The sequence below is a fragment of the Flavobacterium pallidum genome (assembly GCF_003097535.1).
Taxonomy (GTDB): domain Bacteria; phylum Bacteroidota; class Bacteroidia; order Flavobacteriales; family Flavobacteriaceae; genus Flavobacterium; species Flavobacterium pallidum.
This window is the reverse complement of record NZ_CP029187.1, coordinates 1639940-1662846: the sequence shown is the minus strand read 5'-3', so window position 1 is coordinate 1662846 and position 22907 is coordinate 1639940. Positions and strand designations below refer to the sequence as shown.

Below are 22907 nucleotides of genomic sequence, written 5' to 3'. Positions count from 1 at the left end.
ATATGAGTGATAACAATCAACAACCAGGGCAAATCAATATTGAACTGGACGAGAAAACTGCGGAAGGAACATATTCAAACCTTGCGATAATCAATCACTCGGCATCAGAATTTGTATTGGATTTCGTATGCATCATGCCGGGAACCCCAAAGGCAAAAGTGAAGTCAAGGATTGTCCTGACGCCACAGCACGCCAAAAGGCTCCTGAAAGCGATGGGGGAAAACATCCACAGATTTGAATCAGCCCATGGCGAAATCAAAGATACGGAACAACCCGCCATTCCATTGAACTTTGGTCCTACGGGACAAGCTTAATAGAAAAACCTCCCAATTGGGAGGTTTTTTTTTAATTATCCAGCATAAATCACCAATAACTTTCAGGCAATCACTTATTAAAATTTAACTTTTGGTATACATTTTACATAACGAAAATACGTTGTGATTGCGTAGGGATGCAATGGCCCTTTCCCCTGAAAGTAAGGTACGATTTTCACAAAACATGCTATTACGCAAAATCTACCTCAAATGTTAAATTTTGAGGGATTTTAAAATACACTACCTTAATTTCGCAGCTGTATCCAATAATAATTTTTTCGTCGCCAAAATCCCATCGATTTCGTTCAATCGGTTTCCTTCATATTCCACTCCGATAAAACCTTTATAACCGGCCGATTTGACGATTTGCAACATATTTAGATAGTCAATTGTTGTTTCGTTGCCATCGGCATCAAAGTCATACGACTTAGCACTGACCCCTTTAGCAAACGGCATCATTTCCGCAACACCTTTGTATTTATCGTAAGTTTCAACACACGGAGAGGCCCAACGATCACCATCACGCCTGCGCACACAGAAATTCCCGAAATCCGGTAACGCACCACAATTTTTCATGTTTATTTCCTTAAAAACTGCTGTGAGCTTTGCAATATCTGACGATAGCCCGCCGTGGTTTTCGACGATTACATTCATTTTGGATCCTGCCGCGAATTCAGCCAATCGGCCCAAACCATCAACCGCAGTTTCTTTCCAGGTCTTAAAGTCGTTTTCAGCTCCTTCGCCGAATAGGTTTACACGGATGGAGTGACATTCTAATTCAGCAGCGGCATCAATCCACTTTTTATGCTTATCGATTGCCTGGTCGCGATCCTTTTTTTCCAAAGCTGCCAATTCCCCTTCTCCATCCACCATAATCAACACGTTGCTTATACCGTTGTCTATGCTGCGTAACTTTAGTTCCTTTGCCAGTGCAGCAGCTGTTTTATTCTCATTGCTATTTTCAAGGGAATACAACGCACTTACATATTCTAAGCCTTCAAAACCAAGAGACTTCGCTTTTACCGCAAAATCAAGTGGGTTAAGGGTTTTATTTTCGCTTATGGCGCGATGCAGCGACCATTGTGCCAATGATAATTTGAAAAAAGGTTTTTCGGTGGTGAGGAGGAAGTCCGTTGCCTCGTTGTAAATCAGGTTGGCAGCGGAAACTGCCATGGCAAATTGTGTGGCGCTTTTAAGGAAATGACGACGGTTCATCTGAGATATTTTCCTTAAAGGTAAGATTTTTCATTTTACACGACACCCTAGCCCGGATCGTAGCGGAAATCCTTTTTATTTTTTTATTTAAAAATAAAAAGATTGCAGTGTAGAGCCGGAAATAGCTCCTGAAAAACAAAAAAAGAAGGGGAAGCCTAAGCTGTCCCCTCCTAACCTAACCAATAACCGAATCATCATGAAAATCTTATCACGCGTGATAAAATTTACAAAACTCAGTAAGTAAGTTTATTAATGTAAAGATACACCAGCAACACGGCGACTGTGTTATAGTATTGCTTTTGAAGTTTACAGAATTTACAGATAAAAAAAACGCAATCGTATTGATTGCGTTTAACGTGCCTCAGACTGGACTCGAACCAGCACACCCGGGGGCGCTGCGACCTGAACACAGTGCGTCTACCAATTTCGCCACTGAGGCATTCAGGGACAGCAAAAGTAAGATGTTTTTTGGATTGCGCAAATGCTAAGGGGAAATATTTGGCAAAAGTTATACAGCATGTGACAATTCACTGATGCGTTGCAAAGCCACTTCCCAGGCTGCCGACATCTGGTCGTAATCGCTGTCGTTCATATCACAGGTAACTGACAGCCATGTATTGCCGTTTTCTTCTGAGAGTGTATAGGTTTCGTGGCTTCCTTCGATGGCCTTGGCCATGTCACTTTCACGGTCTTCCACGTTGTTTTTCACAATCCCGTCAAAACGGAATGAAAGTTTCTCGTATGGCCTTTTTTCTGCAATTATTCCCGTAATACCATTATTGGAGCCGTCGCTGAAGGTAACACGATGCCCTTCAATCCAATCGGTTTCAGCAGTAATGCCCTGCCCAAAGGATTTGTACCAGTCCTGGATATAGGCTTCTTCCATCAGCACGGCCCAGACCTTATCTTTTGGTGCCGTAATCTCTATTGATTTATGCATTGTTTTCATGGCTACACTTTTTTTATTGACGGATAAAATTACGAAATATCGGATGGGTATTAAAACCTCCGGCGTTGCTAAAATTCAGGACAATAATTGTCACGGAATTTATTTTACACATCCATTCTTGCTGAAGCCGCATCAATAAACGCATTTTTGCAATGGCTAAATTTGAATTCACGCTCAGCAGGTAGTAACATTGTAAGAATTTATCAAAATATCGAAAACCGAAATGCACTTTAGCCGGGCAATTTCTACAATTCTTACTTATCTTTGCCAAACCTTTTAACAGCCACAACACAACAACATGAACTACTTTTCTTCAGGCTTTAAATTGGGTATCCTTGGTGGAGGGCAGCTGGGTAAGATGCTTTTGGCCGAAACCCGAAAATTCGATATCCAAACTTATGTGCTTGACCCTTCTGCGGAAGCGCCGGGAAGACTGGCCTGCAACGTGTTCCAGCAAGGAAACCTGATGGATTTCGAAACGGTTTACAATTTCGGGAAGCAGGTCGACATTTTGACATTTGAGATTGAACTCGTTAACATTGCTGCGCTTGAAAAACTGGAATCGGAAGGAATCAAAATATACCCTTCTCCCAAAACACTTAAGCGTATCCAGAATAAGGGCATTCAAAAAGATTTTTATAAAACCCATAATATTGCCTCGGCTCCATACCAGCGATTTGAGAATGCTAATGCTTTAAAAACTGCTATTTCTGAAAATAAGGTACTATTGCCTTTCGTATGGAAATGTACCGAATTTGGTTATGACGGCAACGGGGTAAAGGTAATCCGCAAAACGGAAGATTGCGATTTGTTGCCAAATGTGGAATGCATCTCCGAAGAAATGATCCCATTTAAAAATGAACTCGCAGTGATAGTCACCCGCAACGTTTCCGGGGAAATCAAAACGTATCCCGTAGTTGAAATGGAATTTCATCCTGAAGCCAATCAGGTGGAATATGTGATTTGTCCGGCACGTATCGATGATGCCGTTGCAGAAAAAGCGCGCAAACTGGCGCTTGAGGTTTCAAAAGCATTTGAGCATGTAGGCTTGCTCGCCGTCGAAATGTTCCAGACCACATCAGATGAGATCTTGGTAAACGAAGTAGCACCAAGGCCGCATAACTCCGGACATTATTCTATTGAAGCCAGTTATACCTCGCAATTTGAAAATCATTTGCGTGCCATTCTTGATTTGCCATTGGGCGACACGGGAAGTAAAGTGGCCGGGATCATGGTGAACCTGGTGGGTGAAGAAGGTCATTCTGGCGATGTTTTATACGAGAACATGGAAGCGATTTTAGGCTGGCATGGTGTCACGCCGCACATTTATGGAAAAAGGCAAACGCGACCGTTCCGTAAAATGGGGCATGTCACGATTGTTAATGAAGATATTTCAGAAGCCAGAAAAATTGCGGAAAAAGTAAAGAAGACAATTAAGGTGATTAGTAAATAATTCAAAAAAAAATGAAAGTAGCCATTATAATGGGAAGCATTTCCGACATGACCGTCATGCAGGAAGCCATTGATATCCTGAAATCTTTTGGGATTGAAACCATAACTGATATTGTTTCCGCACACCGCACGCCGGAAAAACTATTCGATTTCAGCAAAAATGCACATATTAAAGGCATTTCAGTAATTATTGCCGGAGCGGGTGGCGCTGCACATTTACCTGGTATGGTAGCATCACTTTCGCCATTACCGGTCATCGGCGTACCAGTGAAGTCAAGCAATTCCATTGATGGCTGGGACAGTGTACTTTCCATCCTTCAGATGCCCGGAGGCGTTCCCGTAGCCACTGTGGCATTAAACGGTGCCAAAAACGCCGGAATTCTTGCCGCACAGATTATCGGATCACATGATCCCACCGTTTTACAAAAGATTATTGTATACAAGGAAAGCCTGAAAGAAGCCGTCCACAAGTCGTCCGAAGGATTGCAATAAAAAAACAGGAAGCCCTCCTCAGGGCTTCCTTAAATTTAAAATCTTGAATTACGAAATCTTTGTAGGTTTTTTTGATTTGGGGCAAAAAAGGAAAAATTTCAGTAATTCGGTTCTGAAAAAAAATAAAATCTACTCGACAAATATACACAAAAATCCGTTGAAATGCATCTTTTTGCACTTTTTAACAAAAAAGAATTAAATTGTTATAAATTTTTATGCTTTTGAAAAAGCATCATTAACATCTGAAATGAAAAATATTCCCTATCCATTTGATACTCCGCACGGTACTGCCCCGTTCTCAAAAATTAAAGACGAAACCTATAAACCCGCTTTTGAAGAAGCCATCGCTTTGGCACGGAATGAAATCGATGCCATCGTAAAAAACACTGACCTTCCCACTTACGAAAACACTATTGAAGCGTTGGATTTCTCCGGCGAAGCTTTAGACCGCATTTCGAATATCTTTTTCAACCTGAACTCCGCGGAAACCAACGACCAGCTGCAACAAATCGCTCAGGAAGTGTCACCGATACTGACCGCTTTCGGCAATGACATCACACTGAATGAAACACTTTTTGCAAAAATAAAAGCACTGTACGAGCAAAGGGAAAGCCTCAACCTGACCACAGAGCAGGCGACGCTTCTCGATAAAAAATTTAAAGGCTTTTCACGCAATGGCGCGCTTTTATCTGAGGAAAATAAGAATAAACTGCGCGAAATTGATACCGAACTGGCTTCCATTAAACTGACTTTCGGTGAAAATGTACTCGCTGAGACCCATGATTACGCCTTACACATTACCGATCCGGAAGATTTAAAAGGATTGCCTGAAGGCACAATTGAAGCTGCGAAACAGCTTGCGGAATCGCGAAGCCATGAGGGTTGGATTTTTACCCTGGACATGCCTAGTTACCTCCCTTTCATAACTTACGCAGAAAACCGGGAATTACGCAGACAACTTGCCGTCGCGGCCGGACAAAAAGCATTCCGCGACAATGATTTCAACAACAGCGAAAAGACGTTGAGGATTGCAAAACTTCGTCATGAACGCGCCAATTTACTCGGATATGAAACCCATGCCCATTTTGTTTTAGAAGAAAGAATGGCCCAAAATCCTGCAAAAGTGACCTCATTCCTGAACGAACTTTTAGCCAAAGCCAAACCCGCTGCCGAGCGTGAATTCGCCCAGCTTTCGACTTTTGCAAGTGAACTGGACGGAATTGAAACACTTGAAAAATGGGACGGATCGTATTATTCTGAAAAACTGAAACAGCAATTGTTCCGCCTTGATGATGAAATGCTGAAACCATATTTTAAATTGGAGAATGTCCTGAATGGTGCTTTCGAGGTCGCTAAAAGATTGTTCGGGCTGGCATTTAAAGAAGTCACAAACATCGACAAATATCATGAAGATGTTCAGACTTTTGAAGTGCATGACGATACCGGAAACTTTATCGCAGTATTCTACGCCGATTTTTTCCCTCGAAAAGGAAAACGCAACGGGGCCTGGATGACGTCCTATAAATCACAATATATTAAAAACGGAATCAACGAACGGCCGCATGTTTCCATTGTGTGCAATTTTACAAAACCAACGGGAACCAAACCTTCATTATTGACATTTAATGAAGTTATGACGCTATTTCATGAATTTGGGCATGCACTGCACGGCATGCTTGCCAATACGGTCTACCCAAGCCTTTCGGGAACCAGCGTGTATTGGGATTTCGTCGAACTGCCGAGCCAGGTCATGGAAAACTGGTGTTACGAACCCGAAGCACTGGCGTTATTTGCTCGCCATTATGAAACCGGCGAAATCATCCCGCAGGAATATGTCGATAAAATCCGTGAAAGTGCAAGCTTCCTTGAAGGCATGGCCACGCTGCGCCAACTCAGTTTCGGGTTGCTCGATATGGCTTTCCACGGCAGTGATCCGACTTCTATTACCGACATTAAATCGTTTGAAAAATCCATTTTTGACAAGACTTCCTTATTTCCTGATGTGGCTGAAAACTGCATGAGCGTGTCGTTTTCGCACATCTTCAACGGGGGCTATTCCTCGGGATATTACAGTTACAAATGGGCGGAAGTCCTTGATGCGGATGCGTTTGCTTATTTTAGTGAAAACGGCATTTTCAACAAGCAAATCGCCGACCGGTTCAAGGAAAATGTATTAAGCAAGGGCGGTACCGAACATCCCATGACGCTTTACAAACGATTCCGCGGCCAGGAACCAAAACCTGATGCGTTGCTCAAACGCGCCGGATTATTATAAAACCAAGACCGAAGTTTCCTGCTTCGGTTTTTTTTCGTTCAGTTCGGATTTCGCGTGGGCGCTGCCTGTGGCCCGGGCTGTCCGCTATATCTTTGCTCCGTTGCACTATGCAAAGGATGCCGCTTCCATCCCTAGCGCGGCACAGTCGTAAAAATCAAGAAAAGTCTCCGCAAAATTTAACTTTCACTTTTTATTGAAACTTTAAAAACTTTTATTATCTTTACCACATGGAATTCGGGAAAGCAAAAAATAAATTCATACAAACCTGGGGCGCATTAGGCTCACAATGGGGCATCAATAAAACCATGGCGCAAATACACGCATTGCTTATGGTTTCCCCAGATCCCATTTCAATGGAAGAAATCATGCATGAACTTCAGATTTCCCGAGGCAACGCCAGCATGAACATCCGTGCGTTAATGGATTGGGGTATCGTGTTTAAGGAATACAAGCAAGGGGAACGCCGCGAATATTACATCGCCGAAAAAGACTTAGACGAACTCGCCGTCAAAATTGCACAGGAACGCAGCAAACGCGAAATCAAGCCTGCGCTTAAAGTCCTAAAAGAAGTGTCATCACAGGAGCCTGACCATTCAGAAGCCCAAAAACATTTTGTGGAACAAACCGGAAAACTCTATGATTTCGTGCTTCGTGCCGACAATATGTTGGACAAAGTGACTGAAATTAAAGACAATTGGTTGGGCAGGTTGGTCATAAAACTGATGAAATAAAAAAATTTATTACTATGTTTCAATATTTTTTGAAAGTTTAAAATTATACGATGAAAACGATCAGGAGCATCAATACCATTTCATTCATGATTCCGCTTTGTATCGCGGCAATCGAGTTGATTATTTCTCAAGGTGTATTTCTAGCTATCATCGCTACGATGGCCACCGGATTCCTTCAAACCATTGCCGCGGTTTTGTTTGCCATGAGAAAGCCGGGCTCATGGTACATCTGGATATATTTTTTCTTTTATGCAGTCTTTTTTATTTTGCTCACCACAACAGATACAGATGGGATTTGGTTTATGCCACCCGTACTATTCCTGTATCTTAGTTTTATTATTTACACTGATTCAGGTGAAACGGAAAATGCAACATCCAGCGAGACATTTCAAAACTGAAACAAAAAAATCAGCACCCACCACAAAATCGGAATGGCTTCTACCCAAAAAGCAGCATAATACCGCGATTTTTTTTCATTGGCAAAAGCCAGGAATAATACCAGAATCAAAACCATGGCGAGGTTGATCCAAAGCCTGCCCGCATCGACACGCTGCTGCAAAAGCTCGAGCAGGTAAAATGGGATCAGCAACCCGAATCCAAGCCATTTCGTACGCCTCACCCCTATTTGCTGTGGCACGGTATGCAGATGCGGATCATCTTTCGCCAAATCGATAATCTCGAAAATCAGTACCAACACAAAAACCAGCACAAACCGCTGAACGAATTTCAGGTACACGTCCCATTCCATAAAATGATGCAGCGAGGCATCGGCGTCAAGAACAGGCATCAGCACCGTGACACCCGCCCAGCACAATGAGACGATGTAAATTTTAACGCCAGCCCAATTGCGCGCATTCTTCCGGTTTGGAAAAAATGGCAAAGTATACAAAATCGTCAACGCCGCAAAGAAGGTGCAGGCAGCCTGGGTCGTTCTTTGCAATTGCAGGAAAAAATACCCTGCCGCAAGCAGTGAGGCCAAACTAAGAAACGCAATGGCTTTCACCCTGAATACCGGTTCCTTTTTTGCCGTTCGCGCAATCGCATCATATTTTACGAAATTATATCCGGCAACCGTTCCGAAAAAGACAAAAAGCGGTACGGAAGAAGCCATTTCAAATCCAAACATCTGCCTTGTGATCAATACCAAAGCCATGCTGGAAAGCGCCACATGGAGGCTCGCACTTAGATAAAAATCAAAAAGTTTCTTTAAAAACCCCATAAGCACAAATTTAGTCAATGTGTTAATAAGAATCGGTTATAGTTGAAAATTTACCAAAAAACAGGCTTTGGAATCCCCGTTTATTATATTTAATTTTACGGTCTGATTTTACACAACTTAAAAAGAAATATGAGAACAGACGCATTCGCTTTAAGACACATCGGGCCAAGGGAAAGTCAACTTCCTGAGATGCTTAAAACCATCAACGCATCCGATTTAGACCAGTTGGTTTATGAAACAATTCCGGATGACATCAGGCTTAAAGCACCACTGGATCTCGATCCGGCCATGACCGAATTCGAATTCATGGACCACATCACAAAACTTGGTGCGAAGAACAAGGTTTTCAGTACTTATATCGGTCTGGGCTACCATGCCGCGATTGTGCCAGCCGTTATCCAAAGGAATATCCTCGAAAACCCGGGCTGGTATACCGCTTACACGCCTTATCAGGCCGAAATCGCACAGGGAAGGCTTGAAGCAATCCTGAATTTCCAGACCGTTGTCATTGAACTTTCGGGAATGGAAATCGCCAATGCCTCACTTTTGGATGAAGGTACCGCTGCCGCAGAAGCCATGGCGTTGCTGTTTGATGTGCGTACACGCGACCAAAAGAAAAACAACGTCAATAAATTCTTCGTTTCTGAAGAGATCCTGCCGCAGACTTTATCGGTATTGCAAACGCGTTCGACACCCATCGGAATCGAATTGGTGGTCGGAAATCACGAAACATTTGATTTTTCTGCTGAATTCTTTGGAGCGATGTTGCAATATCCCGGCAAACACGGACAGGTTCATGATTATTCCGGATTTATCGCCAAAGCAAAAGAAAAGGAAATAAAAACAGCCGTTGCTGCAGACATTTTAAGCCTTGTAAAACTGACTTCTCCGGGAGAAATGGGTGCCGATGTGGTGGTTGGAACGTCGCAGCGTTTCGGAATTCCATTGGGTTACGGCGGACCTCACGCCGCTTTTTTTACCACCAAAGAAGAATACAAACGCAGCATGCCCGGAAGGATTATCGGCGTGACTCAGGATGTAAATGGAAACCGCGCTTTGCGTATGGCGCTTCAGACAAGGGAACAACATATCAAACGCGACAAAGCCACGTCAAATATTTGTACTGCCCAGGTTTTACTAGCCGTAATGGCTGGAATGTATGCCGTATATCACGGACCGAAAGGTTTGCAGTATATCGCTGAAAAAGTACACGCTTCAGCAGTTACAACAGTGGAAGCATTGAACAAGTTAGGCATTTACCAATCCAATACGGCTTATTTCGATACGATTTTGCTTAAGGCAGATGCCCAAAAAGTAAAAGCCATTGCCGAAAAGAATGAAGTCAATTTCTATTATCCGGATAACAATTCGATACAGATTGCCTTTAACGAGACGGTTTCAACTGACGACATCAACAAAATCATCCGCATCTTTGCGGAAGCTGTCGGAAAAGAATCCATTACAATCAAGGATCTGGAGGCAGATAAAAATTACGGCGATGGCATGGAAAGACAATCCACTTTCCTGCAGCACGATGTGTTCAACAGCTACCATTCAGAGTCGGCATTGATGCGCTACATCAAAAAGCTCGAAAGAAAGGATTTGTCGCTGAACCATTCCATGATTTCTCTGGGTTCGTGTACAATGAAGTTGAACGCTGCCGCAGAAATGCTTCCGCTGAGCATGGCCACGTGGAATAACATCCATCCATTTGCACCACTAAACCAGGCCGAAGGATACCAAACCATGCTCAAGAAACTGGAACACCAGCTCAACGTAGTGACCGGTTTTGCAGGCACCACACTACAACCTAATTCAGGTGCCCAGGGCGAATATGCCGGTTTAATGGTGATTCGTGCGTACCATCTTTCAAGAGGAGACCACCACAGGAATGTGTGTTTGATTCCATCATCGGCTCACGGAACCAATCCGGCTTCAGCAGCGATGGCGGGCATGAAAATCGTAGTCACGAAGACTTTGGAGAACGGCAATATGGATGTCGAAGACCTTCGTGCAAAAGCCATCGAACACAAAGATGATTTGTCCTGCCTGATGGTAACTTACCCTTCTACGCATGGCGTTTATGAAAGTGCCATCCGCGAAATTACACAGATTATCCACGACAATGGCGGACAGGTTTATATGGATGGCGCGAATATGAATGCACAGGTCGGGCTTACGAATCCGGCAACGATTGGTGCTGACGTATGCCACCTGAATTTACATAAAACGTTCGCAATTCCTCATGGAGGTGGCGGACCGGGCGTCGGGCCAATCTGTGTTGCGGAACACCTGGTTCCATTCTTACCAACCAACCCGGTAATTCCAACCGGAGGAAATGCTGCTATTACGGCGATTTCTGCAGCACCATGGGGTTCTGCATTGGTGTGCCTCATTTCTTATGGATACATTTCAATGTTGGGTGCAGAAGGATTGACAAGTGCTACAAAACACGCCATCCTGAATGCCAATTATATCAAAACGAAACTGGAAAGCTACTATCCTATCCTTTACACAGGCGAAAGGAACAGGGTTGCACACGAAATGATCCTGGATTGCCGGTCTTTCAAGCAAAACGGCATCGAAGTGAGCGATATCGCCAAACGTTTGATGGATTACGGTTTCCACGCACCGACCGTGTCTTTCCCAGTTGCAGGGACATTAATGGTGGAACCGACAGAGAGTGAGGATTTATCAGAGCTGGATCGTTTTTGCGATGCGATGATTTCCATCCGGAAAGAGATTGAAAACAGCAACGCTGAAGACACGAACAATGTCCTTAAAAATGCACCACATACTTTGGCCATGCTTACTGCAGACAGTTGGAGCTTGCCATATACGAGGGAACAGGCAGCATTTCCTTTGGAATATATTTCTGAAAATAAATTCTGGCCAAGCGTACGCCGCGTAGACGATGCTTACGGAGACAGAAACCTGATCTGCTCGTGTGCGCCGATCGAAGCGTATATGGAAAATTAAAAATTTAAAGTCCCGCTTTAAACGCGGGACTTTCTTTTTATGAAAGACATTGAAAACCGCGCCGACCTTGACTTGCTGATGGGTGCATTTTATTCTGAACTGCTCCGTGATCCGGCGGTAAATTATGTATTTACTGATGTGGCGAGGATAAATCTTACAGCGCACCTTCCGCTGATTGTTGATTTTTGGGAGCAAATGCTTTTCAATACCCATACTTACAAAAGCAATGTTTTTGAAATCCATAAAAACCTGCATTTAAAATCCGCATTGGAGAAAGACCATTTTTCAACATGGCTTAATCATTTGAACCGCACAACTGACAGTCATTTTCAGGGAGAAAAAGCAGAGAAAGTAAAAACTTCAGCATTATCAATTGTTACAATAATGCAATTGAAGCTACGATAAAAAAATATATCCTAAAAAAATCCGGAAATGAACCCATTTTCGACAATATGGCTTTCAATTTCCGGTATCAATGCGTTAATTTGTTAAATTAGGGGTAAATTCTCCAAACATCAAATCTTAAAATCCCGATTCCAATTCTTAAAAAACCAATATGTCAATACAAATAACAGGCGCAGGAAGTTTCATCCCTGCAAATGAAATCACGAATGAGGATTTCGCACAGCATCATTTTTTAAGTGATGATGGTACCACATTACCACACACAAATGATATTGTGATTGGAAAATTTAAGGATATTACAGGAATTTCTTCAAGAAGATATGCTGACGATAACATACTAAGTTCAGACATGGCATTTTTCGCATCACAGAAAGCCATTGAAAATGCAGGAATAGATCCTGAAACAATTGATTATATTATCCTTGCGCACAATTTCGGCGATGTCAGGAAAGGCGCTATCCAGTCGGATTCCGTGCCAAGCCTTGCCAGCCGCGTCAAGCAAAAACTCGGAATCAAAAACCCGAAATGCGTCGCGTACGACATTCTTTTCGGCTGCCCGGGCTGGGTGGAAGGCATGATACAGGCTTATGCATTCATCAAAGCGGGTATGGCTAAAAAATGCCTTGTGATTGGAGCAGAAACGCTGTCCAGGGTTGTCGATCTACACGACCGCGATTCGATGATTTATGCTGATGGCGCGGGTGCTACCATTGTTGAACTGACTTCGGATGAAAATTCAGGAATCCTTGCCCATGAAAGCGCCACCTTTGCTTATGAAGAAGCCGGTTTCCTTTATTTCGGGAATTCCTATAACAAAGACCTCGATCCGGATGTACGGTATATCAAAATGTACGGGCGTAAAATTTATGAATTCGCCCTCAACCAGGTCCCAAAGGCCATGAAAGAATGTGTCGATAAAAGCGGTATTGCGATTAATGACATCAAAAAAGTGCTGATCCACCAGGCCAATGAAAAGATGGACGAAGCCATCATTAACCGTTTTTACAAGCTTTATGGACAAAACCCGCCCGAAAATATTATGCCCATGAGCATCCACAAACTTGGCAACAGCAGTGTGGCGACGGTTCCTACCCTTTTCGACCTATTGACATCAGGGCGACTTGAAGGACAACAATTGCACAAAGGCGAAGTGATCATCTTTGCCTCTGTTGGCGCGGGCATGAATGTGAACGCGATTGTGTATCGTTATTAAGTTTTCAGCAGCTATTCCGGCTCTATGCTATATCTTTTTATTTTTAAGAAAAAATAAAAAGGATACCGCTTCGATCCGGGCTAAAAATCACGCTCCAAAACAACAATCTTACTATATTTACAGCCGCTAATCCGCATCAATATGTACGAAGAAGTTTTTCCAAATAAAAGATTCAGGCATACCTTAGAGTTTATGAGAAAACACATCGGTACTTCAGAAACCATTCTGGACCTGGGTGTCGAAAATCCGTTTTCTGACATTATGAAAAAGGAAGGGTTTTCGGTTACGAACACCACCGGAGAAGACCTTGACATGAATCAGGAGGCACTTAAAAATTCAGATGCCTCGGTCGTAACCGCCTTTGAAATCTTCGAACACCTCTTGAATCCTTTTACAATCCTTAACTCAGTCACATCTGATAAAATATTCATTTCAATCCCCCTACGGCTTTGGTTTTCTTCGGCTTATCGCAGCAAAACCGATATGTGGGACCGCCATTACCATGAATTTGAGGATTGGCAGCTGGATTGGCTTTTGGAAAAAACGGGATGGAAAATTGTCGCAAGGGAAAAGTGGACGAATCCGGTGAAAAAATTCGGGATCAGGCCTTTGTTGAGGCAATTTACGGATCGGTATTACATCGTCTACGCCGAAAAAAAAAAATAATGGTTTATTACCTCGTCATTCCGGCACATAACGAAGCCGCTTTCATCAGCTTAACGCTGGAATCGATTGTGAAGCAAACGCTTTTACCCACAAAAGTGGTTGTGGTGAATGACAATTCTACTGATAAAACTGCTGAAATCGTTAACAGTTATATTCAAAAATATCCGTTTATCAGTTTGGTCAATGCGGTATCCGATGCGTTGCATTTACCGGGCAGTAAAGTGATCCGGGCGTTCGAAAAGGGTTATGAAACGCTGGATGAAAATTATGATGTGATTGTAAAACTCGATGCCGATCTGGTTTTACCCGAAAATTATTTCGAAAAGATCCTTTCCATTTTTGAATCGGATGTAAAAACCGGGATGGCCGGCGGATTCGCTTATATCGAAAAAAATGGCGAATGGATCCTTGAAAACCTAACCGACAAAGACCACATCCGTGGCGCATTCAAAGCCTACCGAAAAGAATGTTTCCTGCAGATTGGGAAATTAAAGCCGGCTATGGGCTGGGACACAGTGGATGAATTGCTGGCGAAATTCTACGGCTGGAAAGTCGTCACCGATGCCTCACTTAAGGTAAAGCACCTAAAAACTACCGGTGCCAATTATAATAAAGCCGCGCGTTATAAACAGGGCGAGGCGTTTTACAGCCTTGGATATGGCTTTCTGATTACAGCGATAGCGTCGGCGAAACTGGCGATGATGAAGAAAAAACCGCTATTGTTCCTGGATTATATGATGGGATTTGTAAAGGCAAAATCAGCCGGAAAACCATGGCTTGTGACCAAACAACAGGCGAAGTTTATCAGGGCATACCGCCTGGCGAAGATGAAAGGCAAATTGTCCGGAAAGTCCACCAACGCCAATTGAACACGGGACCGCGCGAGGGATAGAGGCGATAGCCCGCAGTCTCGTCATCCTGGCGAGACGAGGACTACAGCCGAAAGCCCGGCCCGCAGGGCGCGCCCAAATTTTACAAATAAAACTGTCAGGGCTAAACAGTAAACTGCAAACTAATCGTTATTTTCGCGTATATTAAAAACTTATGATGCTCGTCCGTTACTTATCGCAAATGGGAAAGTATTTCCTGATGATCAAGGAAATCTTCAACAAGCCGACCAAATGGTCCGTGATGAAAGGCCTGATCCTGAAGGAAATTGACGACCTGATTATCGGTTCGCTGGGCATCGTGATGTTCATTTCGTTCTTCGTTGGTGGCGTTGTGGCGATACAGACGGCGCTGAACCTCACCAATCCTTTAATCCCGAAATACCTGATCGGGTTTGCGACGCGGCAATCGATCATCCTGGAGTTTGCCCCAACTTTTATTTCGATCATTATGGCGGGAAAGGTGGGTTCGTTCATTACCTCAAGCATTGGGACGATGCGGGTTACCGAGCAGATCGATGCTTTGGAAGTAATGGGTGTGAATTCATTGAATTACCTCGTATTCCCGAAATTGATAGCGCTGTTGCTGTATCCGTTTGCGATCGGGATTGCGATGTTTTTAGGGATTTTAGGCGGATTTGTAGCGAGCGTTTACGGCGGATTCGGGAACAGCACCGATTTTGTATCGGGAATCCAGATGGAATTTATTCCGTTCCATATTACTTATGCGTTTATCAAGACATTCATATTTGCATTGCTGCTGGCGACAATCCCGTCATTCCATGGTTATTATATGAAAGGCGGCGCTCTCGAAGTGGGTAAGGCCAGTACGGTATCGTTCGTATGGACTTCAGTGACAATCATTCTCGTGAATTATATTTTAACCCAATTATTGCTGACCTGATGATTGAAGTAAAAGATGTGAAGAAAGCTTTTGGCGAAAGCCAGGTCCTAAAAGGGATTTCTACGGTTTTTGAAACCGGGAAAACCAACCTGATTATTGGGCAGAGTGGATCCGGCAAAACGGTTTTGCTGAAATCGCTATTGGGAATCTTTACGCCCGATTCCGGCACGATTTCGTTTGACGGCAGGATTTACGGTGAGTTGACGAAAGATGAAAAACGCGAATTGCGTACCGAAATCGGGATGGTATTCCAGGGCAGCGCCTTGTTCGATTCGATGACCGTGGCTGAAAATGTAGCATTTCCGCTAAGGATGTTTACTAAAAGTTCGCGTGCGCAAATTAAGGAACGTGTTGATTTTGTTCTGGAACGTGTCAATCTTGTTGATGCGCATAAAAAATTGCCTTCAGAAATCTCGGGCGGAATGCAAAAAAGGGTTGCAATTGCACGCGCGATTGTAAACAACCCGAAATATTTGTTTTGTGACGAACCGAATTCCGGGCTCGATCCCAATACGTCCATCTTGATTGACAACCTGATCCTCGAAATTACGAAAGAATACAACATTACAACCGTTATTAACACGCACGATATGAACTCGGTGATGGAAATCGGGGAAAATATCGTATTCCTGAAACATGGGCTCAAAGCATGGCAGGGCACGAAAGAAGAGATTTTCCGGACCGACAATAAAGCGGTTACCGATTTCGTGTATTCTTCGAATTTATTTAAGAAAGTAAGGGAAGCTTATTTGAAAGACGACAAAAAATCATGAATGACGAATTATGAATTACGTTAGCATTGAAATTCATAATTTGTCATTCTTAATTCCCCGGTTTTATTTTCGCCACAATCGCTTTAATGTCCTGCTCCTTCCCTTTCGGGTAAATTAACAGCACATCTTCGCGGTCGACAATGATGTAGTCGTCAAGGCCGTCAATTACAATAAGTTTTTTGGCATCACTCCGGATGATATTGTTCGAAGCGTTTTCCAAAACTACTTTAGCATTGACAACGGCGTTATTGAAATCGTCTTTTGGCAATTTTTCATGCAACGAACCCCAGGTGCCGAGGTCATTCCAATCGAAGGAGGCAGGAAGTACATATACATTTTCGGCATTTTCCATCAGTGCATAATCAATCGAAATGTTTTCTGCAGAAGCGTAATTCTCATTAATGAAACTAACCTCCTTTATCGTGTTATAATCTTCATAACCCTGCATGAAAAGCGCGTTCATTTTTGGTTGAAAAGTATGAAAAGCCATCAATACCGACTTTACGCTCCAGATAAAAATACCGCCATTCCAAACAAAATTGCCGCTTTCCAGGAAAGATTTCGCCGTATCATAATCCGGTTTTTCACGAAACTGGCTGACTTTTTTTATCGGGTTTGTATCTGATTTGTCGTATTCGATATAACCGTAACCTGTGTTCGGGAACGTGGGTTTTATGCCCAATGTCATCAGCGCATCGTTCGAATCGCAGAAGTTAAAACAGGTTTTAAGGTCATCCAGAAACGCATTTTCGTCCTCAATCCAATGATCACTTGGAGCCACGACAACGAGCGCATCGGGATTTTGCTTACGGATTTTCAGCGAAGCATATAAAATGCAGGGCGCTGTATTGCGCATCGCTGGTTCGAGCAACACATTTTCCTGCTTTACATTGGGGAGCTGATCCAGGACAATCTGATTGTACTTTTCGTTGGTCAGGATCAGGATATTCTCGGCAGGAATCAGTTTTGCGAGGCGGCTGAAGGTTTTCTGGATCAACGTTTCGCCTGAGCCTAACATATCATGGAACTGCTTTGGGAATTCCGTGGTACTTACAGGCCAAAACCTGGAACCGACACCACCGGCCATTAATATTGCGTAGTAATTTGTATTCATTTTTATTGGTAAAACGCTAAGATAATAAGATTTTAAGGTTTTGGATATAGAAATTTCAGTGGTTTTTTGTGTTTAAACTACCCCGGAAGCAATTCCACTTCCGCATTCGGATTGAATAAATACGTTTTCCCGGTATTGATTTCAAGGCATTCATAGCGCTTCACGCGTAAAGCAATTTTTTTGAAAATCTTGCCATTATGGATCCTGAAAATGCTGCCATATGGGATTTCAAAAACATAATTCTTGTCATTCTGCGGATCGAATTGTTTTAGCGCTAATGCCAAAGTCGCATCGGTATCGCTGCTTGCTGAAGGGTTTTTAAAATGTCTTGCCAGTAAAGGCAACACCTGTCCCGGAAATATCTCAGGTCTTATAAATGGCACCATCAGCCTTTGAAAAGTATACTTCCACTCAGCGCCATGTGGCTTGATGTTCCTGCCAAACTGTTCAAACGCCACCAAATGAGAAATTTCATGCACGAGTGTAATAAGGAATTTATACTTGTTTAAACTCGCATTGACCGTAATTTCATGCTTGCCATTTGGGCCTTTGCGGTAATCGCCGTGGCGCGTTTTACGCTCATTCACGATTTTAAGGTGTACCTGGTTGGCTACAATGAGATCAAACACCGTACTGACGGCGTGTTCGGGAAGATATTTGTTTAAAACATCGCTCATCTTATGGCGTTGTGGAGGAAACCTGTAACACTTTTCCGTTGTAATATTTATTTCCGTTTAACGTAAAATCATAGATATAATCCGCCATTTCATAAGCTGACAACGGTGCCAGATAACCTGGGAAAGCTTCAGCGAGCATTTCTGTCTGCACAGAACCGATGGCCAGTGTATTAAATGAAATACCCTGCGCTTTATATTCTTCTGCCAAAACTTCTGATAAGGTAATTACAGCGCCTTTACTCGAGCTGTAAGCCGTAAGGCCTGGAAATTTCATGCTGCCCTGGATGCCACCCATCGAACTGATGGTCACGACATGGCTTCCGTTCTGCAGGAATGGCAATACCTTTTGCGTAAGCATCGCTACGGCAAAGACATTGACTTTATACATGTTTTCGAAATCCTGAAAAGTCAGCTCCGCAAAAGGCTTTGAAACCAAAGCACCTGCATTGTGGATCAAAGCATCGGCGTGCTTCCAGGAAGACTGGAGGAAATCCGAAATTTCCTCTAAATCACCTGCAACGGAAATATCCGCCTGGAGGCAGGTGATGTTCGGATGGCCGAGAAGTTTATGGGATACTTTACGCGAAAGCGCCAAGACACGGTGCCCGTTTTGAGCAAATTTTAAGGCGAGCTCAAGTCCGATGCCCCGTGAAGTCCCTGTGATGATGATATTTTTCAAAAGAGGATTTTCGGTAAAAATAAGAAATAAAAAAGCATCCCGAAAGATGCCCGTATGTAAAAACCCTCAAAAACTATACTTTGCAAAGCACTATGTTTTATGCCTGTGATTTCAACTTTTATGACAACTGTATTAAAGCACTTATCCATTTGTAAAATGAGCCTTAAAACTGCTGGCTACCCTGTTATAATTGCTGTGACCAAAAAGTTGAATGCGTGATTTAAATCCTACATTTGCCAATATCATTTTAAAATGCCTCGGATATTCCTGTTTTTTATGGTGCTTTTTTGCGTTTCCGTTTTCGGGCAGGAGCCGTATTCCATAAATATCACACGTAAAGACGGGCTGCCCACAACGAACATTTACAATTCATTCCAGGATCGCGATGGGTATATGTGGTTTGCGACTGATATGGGCGTGTTGCGCTACAACGGATTTACTTTCACACAGTATAACAGCGACGACGGGCTTGCGGACAACGAGGTTTTCAATTTCCACCAGGATGCGGATGGCAGGATTTGGTTCGCTACTTATAACGGCAAGATTTCCTACTTCTACAACAACAAATTCTACAATGAGGCTAACGACAGGTTGTTGAAAGCCGATAAAAAATTCGGGATGATTATCAAGATCAATGCCGATTCACAAGGCAGGACCTGTATAATTTATAAGGGCGGCATTTTTACAATTGACCATAAAGCCTCCAAAAGCTACTATTCCTTTCTGGACCCCGGAGGGACAGTTTATGATATCCTACGGCTGAACGGCAGGGATCTGGCATTGACAGCATCAGGAATTTTGGATATGAACCGAAACACGGTGTTGCCATTCATCGGGCTTGCCGGAAATTCTGCGACTGCAATTTATCGTGTCCTGCAACACGGAAACCACATTTATTTTTCGACTTCTGACACCGTTTATGTTTTTGACGGCACAGCGCTGCATACTTTTACAGACCTTAATCGTGAAAGCAGTGATAATGACATTATTGCGCTTTTTATTGATAACGATTCACAACTCTGGATTGGCACACGAAACGGGCTTTACCGTAAAAACCTTTCGGATAAAAATTCAAAAGCGGTGTGTTTTTTCAAAGGGAACGTGGTTTCCGGAATCAGGGAGGACTTCGAGAAGAATATGTGGATTTCGACGCTAAACAACGGAATCTATTTTATTCCGCAGAAAAATACCATCACATTAACCGACAGTCAGCAAAACCAGCTCAGCATCAATTGTCTTTCAAAAAAAGGAAACGCCCTGTGGGCAGGATCAATGAATGACCGCTATTACATATTTGAAAATAATAAAAAGACTACGTTTGGGCTGAAGTCAAAACGCCTTAAGAACATCATCAAGCGCATCATCCATTTTTCGACCCAGACTGTCGTTATTGGCGACCATTCTGTTCAGGCAGTAAAGCAAGGGCACATCACCGACTATGATTTCATCGGGCTCAAGATCATGGCCGAAAGCGATGACGGGGAATACTGGATTGGCGGCGCGTCATTGTATAAATACGGATTAAATGAATTCGAAAGTACGCTGCACAAGGGTGCTCCGCTGGACACAAACAACGACCACCTGAAAATTCCAAATGCCACTTATGCGCTTTTGAAACGAAATGGCCATTTTTGGGCGGCAAACAAATACGGCCTTTATACGATCGAAAATGATGTCCCAAAGTATATTTCAGAAAAATATCCTGTAACACAGACCACGCTTTCCGAGTTGTATTATGACGAAAAGAACAACAACCTGATTGCAGCATCCAATTCAAAAGGGCTTTTTGTATTCCAAAACGATCGGTTTAAATACCAAATATCCAGTAAAAACGGACTTACAAGCAACTTCATCTATTCAATTAAGAAAGGCTTTAAAGACAATACCATATTGGTGGGAAACAACTCTGGCCTGGATTTACTGACCTGGAATGGCACAAATTACAACGTTAAAAACCTGAACAGCGCCATCGGCATACAGGACATTAAGATCAATGACATCGAAATTATCGGCGACAGCCTGTATATCGCTTCAGACGGCGGGCTCCTTGCACTTCGATATGACAAGCTGAAACCCAATACGATCGCGCCAAAGATATTGATTGAGAACTTTGAAGTGAAGGGCAAAAAGATTCCGTTTAACAGGAAATCGGTTTTCAATTATGACCAAAATGACATCACCATCGATTTTATCGGACTGTCGTATAATTCGCAGAAAAACATCATTTACAAATACATGCTCAGGGGCCACGATGACCACTGGACAATAACAAGATCCAGTGAGATTAATTACAAAGCGCTCAAGGCCGGTAAATACGAGTTTCTGGTCTTCTCGGTAAATGCGGCGGGCATCAGCAGCAAGCCGGTGTCGATCGTATTTTCGATTGAAGCGCCTTTTTGGGAAACCTGGACGTTCCTTATCCTGATGGCGATGGTGCTTTTATTGCTCGTGTTTCTGCTTTGGCGGAAAAGGTTAACAACAGTGAAGGCCAAATTTGAAATGGAGCGCAAGAGCATCCAGAATGAAAGGGATAAAGCCCACCTCGAAAAGCAGATGATCGAACTGGAGCAAAAGGCTTTGCTGATGCAGATGAATCCGCATTTTATATTCAATGCGCTCAACACCATTAAAGGGTATTACAGTGAAGGTAATGATGAGAAAGCCGGTGATTACATTTCAAAATTTTCGAAATTATTGCGCATGCTTCTGGAAAATACTGACCAATTCAATCCGCTTTCCAATGAGATTGAAATGTTGCGGCTTTATATTGATTTGACAAAAATCAGGTACCGGAATTCCTTTGAATATACCTTTGAAATCGGGCCTCTGATACATCCTGACGACATCGCCGTCCCGACATTCCTGCTCCAACCGATTGTAGAAAATGCAATCATTCATGGGCTTGGGCCTAAAAAACAGGGCGGTTTGCTGACGATTTCATTCCAAAGGGAAAGCAATATGTTGATTTGCCTTGTAAAAGACAATGGCATCGGGAGGAAAGCGGCAGCCGAAAACCAGAGACACAAGCAACATGAATCCAAAGCGATCGACATTATCAAAGAGCGTATTGCGTTACTGGAAACTGAAGCCAATGGCAGGCAAAAATTCGTGATAGAGGATCTTTACAATGACAATGAGCATGCCGCCGGGACGCTGGTTACAATTGCAATCCCATTTAAAAATATCTGGCAATGAAAACAATTATTATTGAAGACGAAACCCAGGCCATTTCAGCATTGCTTTCGGAAATTTACCGCCACTGCCCACAATTGGAAATAGCGGGAACTGCGGGTACCGTTGAAGAAGGGATTGCGCTTATAAAAAACGCTTCCCCTGAACTGGTGTTCCTTGACATCCAACTCGCAGATGGATTGGGATTCAGCATTTTGGAAGCCTCTAAGGCTCATGCTTTTAAAGTCATTTTCACGACCGCTTTCAGTCAATATGCGATTAAGGCGATAAAATTCAGTGCGCTGGATTATTTACTTAAACCGATTAATGGAGATGAATTGAAGTCGGCCGTCGCCAAAGCCATTGCCCTGAAAAATGAAAATAGTGATTTCCGGATTGAAAGTTTCATCAGGAACCAAAACCTGCTGAACCCCAATAAGAAAATTGTGCTGCAAACTTCGCAGGGGATTTTCCTGCATGAACTGCAAAGCATTTTACGCTGCAATGCCGACGGGAATTACACTTCGATTTATTTTACAAACGGCAAAAAACTACTGATTGCGAAACCTTTGAAGGAATTCGAGGACATGCTCTGTGCGTTTGGTTTTGAAAGAATACACCATTCGCACATCATCAACCTGAATCATTTGGTAAGTTACCTCAATAAGGATGGTGGTTATGTGGTGCTGACGGATCAAACCACTTTACCGGTTTCTTCAAGGAAGAAAGTACAGCTCTTGAAAATACTGGACAATTTCAATAATCTCTAATACAATATACTCACAATATTCG

21 protein-coding genes and 1 tRNA gene are annotated in these 22907 nt (G+C 43.0%); 15 read left to right on the top strand and 7 right to left on the bottom strand.

Translation table 11 applies throughout. The annotated features are described in order from the left end of the window. Nucleotides 1–2 precede the first annotated feature (2 nt). Nucleotides 3–314 (top strand): DUF3467 domain-containing protein, encoded by a 312-nt coding sequence (locus tag HYN49_RS06660; protein WP_108903391.1) that lies wholly within the window; start codon nucleotides 3–5, stop codon nucleotides 312–314. Nucleotides 315–554: 240 nt separating this feature from the next. On the opposite strand, the gene HYN49_RS06655 is transcribed toward HYN49_RS06660, so the two are convergent. The 3 genes from HYN49_RS06655 to HYN49_RS06645 all read right to left on the bottom strand — a co-directional run bounded on the left by HYN49_RS06655 (nucleotide 555) and on the right by HYN49_RS06645 (nucleotide 2478). Next, nucleotides 555–1529, bottom strand: a complete 975-nt coding sequence (locus HYN49_RS06655; protein ID WP_108903390.1) for a sugar phosphate isomerase/epimerase family protein — start codon at nucleotides 1527–1529, stop codon at nucleotides 555–557. Between the two features lie 357 nt (nucleotides 1530–1886). Further along, nucleotides 1887–1968, bottom strand: a tRNA-Leu gene (locus HYN49_RS06650). Between the two features lie 69 nt (nucleotides 1969–2037). Continuing rightward, on the bottom strand, nucleotides 2038–2478 hold the full coding sequence (locus HYN49_RS06645) for an SRPBCC family protein (RefSeq protein ID WP_108903389.1): 441 nt from the start codon (nucleotides 2476–2478) through the stop codon (nucleotides 2038–2040). Nucleotides 2479–2776: 298 nt separating this feature from the next. Here HYN49_RS06645 and HYN49_RS06640 point away from each other — a divergent pair, with 298 nt between their 5' ends. The 5 genes from HYN49_RS06640 to HYN49_RS06615 all read left to right on the top strand — a co-directional run bounded on the left by HYN49_RS06640 (nucleotide 2777) and on the right by HYN49_RS06615 (nucleotide 7826). Next, on the top strand, nucleotides 2777–3931 hold the full coding sequence (locus HYN49_RS06640; protein ID WP_108903388.1) for a 5-(carboxyamino)imidazole ribonucleotide synthase: 1155 nt from the start codon (nucleotides 2777–2779) through the stop codon (nucleotides 3929–3931). A gap of 11 nt (nucleotides 3932–3942) precedes the next feature. Then, nucleotides 3943–4422 carry a 5-(carboxyamino)imidazole ribonucleotide mutase gene (purE, locus tag HYN49_RS06635; RefSeq protein ID WP_108903387.1) on the top strand — a complete coding sequence of 160 codons (480 nt, stop codon included), beginning with the start codon at nucleotides 3943–3945 and terminating at the stop codon, nucleotides 4420–4422. A gap of 247 nt (nucleotides 4423–4669) precedes the next feature. After that, the gene (locus HYN49_RS06630; RefSeq protein ID WP_108903386.1) at nucleotides 4670–6697 is read left to right on the top strand and encodes a M3 family metallopeptidase; all 2028 of its coding nucleotides are present in this window, start codon (nucleotides 4670–4672) and stop codon (nucleotides 6695–6697) included. 227 nt (nucleotides 6698–6924) lie between these two features. Next, nucleotides 6925–7428 (top strand): GbsR/MarR family transcriptional regulator, encoded by a 504-nt coding sequence (locus tag HYN49_RS06620; protein WP_108903384.1) that lies wholly within the window; start codon nucleotides 6925–6927, stop codon nucleotides 7426–7428. A 50-nt stretch (nucleotides 7429–7478) separates the two neighbouring features. After that, on the top strand, nucleotides 7479–7826 hold the full coding sequence (locus HYN49_RS06615) for a hypothetical protein (protein WP_108903383.1): 348 nt from the start codon (nucleotides 7479–7481) through the stop codon (nucleotides 7824–7826). On the opposite strand, the gene HYN49_RS06610 is transcribed toward HYN49_RS06615, so the two are convergent. After that, nucleotides 7817–8647 carry a UbiA prenyltransferase family protein gene (locus HYN49_RS06610; RefSeq protein WP_108903382.1) on the bottom strand — a complete coding sequence of 277 codons (831 nt, stop codon included), beginning with the start codon at nucleotides 8645–8647 and terminating at the stop codon, nucleotides 7817–7819. The genes HYN49_RS06615 and HYN49_RS06610 overlap by 10 nt on opposite strands. A gap of 129 nt (nucleotides 8648–8776) precedes the next feature. Here HYN49_RS06610 and gcvP point away from each other — a divergent pair, with 129 nt between their 5' ends. The 7 genes from gcvP (at nucleotide 8777) to HYN49_RS06575 (ending at nucleotide 16474) form a co-directional block, all read left to right on the top strand. Next, the gene (gcvP, locus tag HYN49_RS06605; protein ID WP_108903381.1) at nucleotides 8777–11626 is read left to right on the top strand and encodes an aminomethyl-transferring glycine dehydrogenase; all 2850 of its coding nucleotides are present in this window, start codon (nucleotides 8777–8779) and stop codon (nucleotides 11624–11626) included. 39 nt (nucleotides 11627–11665) lie between these two features. Then, nucleotides 11666–12031, top strand: coding sequence for a group III truncated hemoglobin (locus HYN49_RS06600; protein ID WP_108903380.1), 366 nt, complete (start codon nucleotides 11666–11668; stop codon nucleotides 12029–12031). A 151-nt stretch (nucleotides 12032–12182) separates the two neighbouring features. Further along, on the top strand, nucleotides 12183–13244 hold the full coding sequence (locus HYN49_RS06595; protein ID WP_108903379.1) for a 3-oxoacyl-ACP synthase III family protein: 1062 nt from the start codon (nucleotides 12183–12185) through the stop codon (nucleotides 13242–13244). A gap of 141 nt (nucleotides 13245–13385) precedes the next feature. Next, nucleotides 13386–13910, top strand: a complete 525-nt coding sequence (locus HYN49_RS06590) for a class I SAM-dependent methyltransferase (protein WP_108903378.1) — start codon at nucleotides 13386–13388, stop codon at nucleotides 13908–13910. Beyond that, nucleotides 13910–14779, top strand: a complete 870-nt coding sequence (locus HYN49_RS06585; protein ID WP_108903377.1) for a glycosyltransferase family 2 protein — start codon at nucleotides 13910–13912, stop codon at nucleotides 14777–14779. The genes HYN49_RS06590 and HYN49_RS06585 overlap by 1 nt, the downstream gene beginning before the upstream one ends. Before the next feature lie 175 nt (nucleotides 14780–14954). Then, entirely contained in the window at nucleotides 14955–15701 is a 747-nt protein-coding gene (locus HYN49_RS06580; RefSeq protein ID WP_108903376.1) for an MlaE family ABC transporter permease, read from the top strand. Next, a complete protein-coding gene (locus tag HYN49_RS06575) occupies nucleotides 15701–16474 on the top strand; it encodes an ABC transporter ATP-binding protein (protein WP_108903375.1) in 774 nt (257 codons plus the stop codon). Before HYN49_RS06580 ends, HYN49_RS06575 begins: the two co-directional genes overlap by 1 nt. A gap of 49 nt (nucleotides 16475–16523) precedes the next feature. On the opposite strand, the gene HYN49_RS06570 is transcribed toward HYN49_RS06575, so the two are convergent. The 3 genes from HYN49_RS06570 to HYN49_RS06560 form a co-directional block, all read right to left on the bottom strand. Next, the gene (locus HYN49_RS06570) at nucleotides 16524–17588 is read right to left on the bottom strand and encodes a mannose-1-phosphate guanylyltransferase (RefSeq protein ID WP_108903374.1); all 1065 of its coding nucleotides are present in this window, start codon (nucleotides 17586–17588) and stop codon (nucleotides 16524–16526) included. Between the two features lie 77 nt (nucleotides 17589–17665). Further along, nucleotides 17666–18265 (bottom strand): SprT-like domain-containing protein, encoded by a 600-nt coding sequence (locus tag HYN49_RS06565; protein ID WP_108903373.1) that lies wholly within the window; start codon nucleotides 18263–18265, stop codon nucleotides 17666–17668. Between the two features lies 1 nt (nucleotide 18266). Beyond that, entirely contained in the window at nucleotides 18267–18944 is a 678-nt protein-coding gene (locus HYN49_RS06560) for an SDR family NAD(P)-dependent oxidoreductase (RefSeq protein WP_108903372.1), read from the bottom strand. A gap of 252 nt (nucleotides 18945–19196) precedes the next feature. On the opposite strand from HYN49_RS06560, the gene HYN49_RS06555 reads away from it, so the two are divergent. Together HYN49_RS06555 and HYN49_RS06550 are read left to right on the top strand one after the other, a co-directional pair. Then, nucleotides 19197–22139 carry a sensor histidine kinase gene (locus HYN49_RS06555; RefSeq protein WP_108903371.1) on the top strand — a complete coding sequence of 981 codons (2943 nt, stop codon included), beginning with the start codon at nucleotides 19197–19199 and terminating at the stop codon, nucleotides 22137–22139. Next, entirely contained in the window at nucleotides 22136–22885 is a 750-nt protein-coding gene (locus tag HYN49_RS06550) for a LytR/AlgR family response regulator transcription factor (RefSeq protein WP_108903370.1), read from the top strand. The genes HYN49_RS06555 and HYN49_RS06550 overlap by 4 nt, the downstream gene beginning before the upstream one ends. The last annotated feature ends 22 nt before the right edge of the window (nucleotides 22886–22907 follow it).